The organism is Paenibacillus koleovorans NBRC 103111 (assembly GCF_004000845.1).
GTDB lineage: Bacteria > Bacillota > Bacilli > Paenibacillales > NBRC-103111 > Paenibacillus_AA > Paenibacillus_AA koleovorans.
In genome coordinates, this window is record NZ_BIMA01000236.1 from 1 (window position 1) to 2088 (window position 2088).

Sequence of the window (2088 nt, forward strand, 5' to 3'; positions counted from 1 at the left end):
TGAATTAATCGACAGTCTCTTTATTCGGACTGCGCGGGGGGGAGCGAAAGTTGAAGCGGTCTCTAGTCCGAATTTTCCCAGTTGCAGAGCCGGTTTCGCACGCACGCTCTGGAAAACGCCTCTCTAATTCGGCCGATTCGGACTACAGAGCGTTGCCGGGCTGAGAGGCGCGCGGTAGTCCGAATTATTCGGACTGGGGAGCGAGGGTACAGGCGACGCGCCGCTCGAGAATGCTCTTCACCACAAGCGGGTATAGCGGGTGCCGGGAATGCGTCGGAATGGGACGATCATGGATCGTCGGGGGACGGTTTTTCAGAAAATACGGCGAGAGACGGTGAGGGGAGGGGTTATCTCCTGTGCTGGGTTCCATCATCTCTTGCCTTATGTTGGTTGCCTGCACCGCTTACCTCTGACCTCCTGCGGGTTACCTATACCGTGTACAGTTGCAGCAGACCTCCTGCGGTTGCCTATGCTCGCCTCTGCCCCCCATGTTAGTTCAAGTTGGTATCTTGTTAGTTGCTTGTACCTCTCTTGCACCTGTCGGCATCCAGCACCCTCTCCTGCCAATCTCTTGCACCGTTTGCTTTGCTTCCTGCTGGCCTTCACTTCTTGCGCATAGGCGGGACGTCCCCAACAATGGGCTTCCCAAAGTTGCACTAAGGAAACTATTTTGCATATACATAAAAAAGGTGGATGAGTGTAGGGAGGAGGGGGATACAGTGAAGAAGAAGCGCAGGCTCAGCTCATCGGTGAAGCGGTTTCTGTGGGGGATGCTGTATTTGATGGTTGCTTTATGACGGAGTGGTCGGCAGGAGAAGGAAACCCGCAACCCGGTTTGGCGCCGGCAACTGCGGGTTTTTGGGTTAAGTAAGCGGTTATGAGGGCGCCTAGCGTTTCTTCAGCGGGATTCGAATGTGGAACGACGTGCCCTCCTCGGGGTTGCTCTGTACATGGATCGTGCCTTGATAGAAGGCGATTCGCTCTTTGACGATAGGGAGACCAAGTCCTTGGTGACCGTCGGCTTTGGTGCTGAATCCGGGTTCGAACAGCTTGGCTTGTACCTCGTCAGAAATGTACGTGCCACGGTTCCGCACCATGACAGCTACGAAGCGGTTCTGCTCTGTGTGACACTCCAACTCTACGACGCGCTGGTCCTGAGGGAGCTTAATCGACTCGTCGAAAGCGTTGTCCAGCAGGTTGCCGATGATTTTGACCATGTCGATGGATTGGAGGCCGAGGGAGGAATGCTCCATTCCGGAACAGTTGTAGTCGAACGCACCATCTGAGCCCTAATTTATTTTTTTGCACGGAATACTCACCACGAACTTGGTACCGTCCTCTATACTACTGTTTACTTCAATGGATCCCCTGTAGAAATCCAATCGCTCTTTCACAATGGATAAGCCTAAGCCTTGGTGCTGACCGGCTTTGGTGCTGAAGCCAGGCTGGAACAGTTGAGCTCGAATCCCTTCATCGATGTATGTTCCTCGGTTCCAGACACTGAAAATCAATTGCTCGTCTTCGACCCGCCCAGCAAGCTCCACAACGCGTTGATCGATCGGCAGCTTCATAGATTCATCGAAGGCGTTATTTAGCAGATTTCCTAGCACCTTGATCAGATCAATCGATTTGGGCCCGAAAATGACGCTACCAACACCGGAAATGTTATATTCAAAGCGAACCTTATGCGTCAGAGCGACCGAGCTTTTAGCTTGGACCAGGGCTGCTAAAGCGGGATTTCCAATACTCATGATCTCGTTGATTTCCGAAGTTTCACCGACTAATTCACCTGTATACTGCTTCGCATCGTCGACCCGATTCATACGAAGCATGGAGGAAATAATCTGCACGTGGTTCATAAAGTCATGCCGCTGTCCGCGGACGGTGGTAAACATGCGGTTGATGTCGTCGATGTAGAATTGTTGGGTTGACTTGATGGCTTCGTTGCGGGCTTCAATCATGAGTTTAAATAAGAGAAAGAGTAAGGCCATTGCAAAAAATATAGTCGCTACTTCTGCCACATCAACTAGATCAAAAACCCTCCGGTCAAGTAGCCTGCTAGCGACAATAATAACGTTAAGTATGATA

The 2088-nt window shown here is 51.5% G+C and carries 2 protein-coding genes; both read right to left on the reverse strand.

All coding sequences use genetic code 11. The annotated features are described in order from the left end of the window. Positions 1-887 precede the first annotated feature (887 nt). Positions 888-1253 (reverse strand): sensor histidine kinase, encoded by a 366-nt coding sequence (locus PKO02S_RS31925; RefSeq protein WP_127589316.1) that lies wholly within the window; start codon positions 1251-1253, stop codon positions 888-890. Positions 1254-1289: 36 nt separating this feature from the next. Continuing rightward, positions 1290-2088: sensor histidine kinase (locus tag PKO02S_RS31930; protein WP_127589318.1), on the reverse strand; the 799-nt coding region annotated here is incomplete at its 5' end.

Bases quoted from the DNA above. Each gene is read 5' to 3' on its own strand.
- PKO02S_RS31925 (WP_127589316.1), bottom strand. From the start codon at position 1,253: ATGGAGCATTCCTCCCTCGGCCTCCAATCCATCGACATGGTCAAAATC.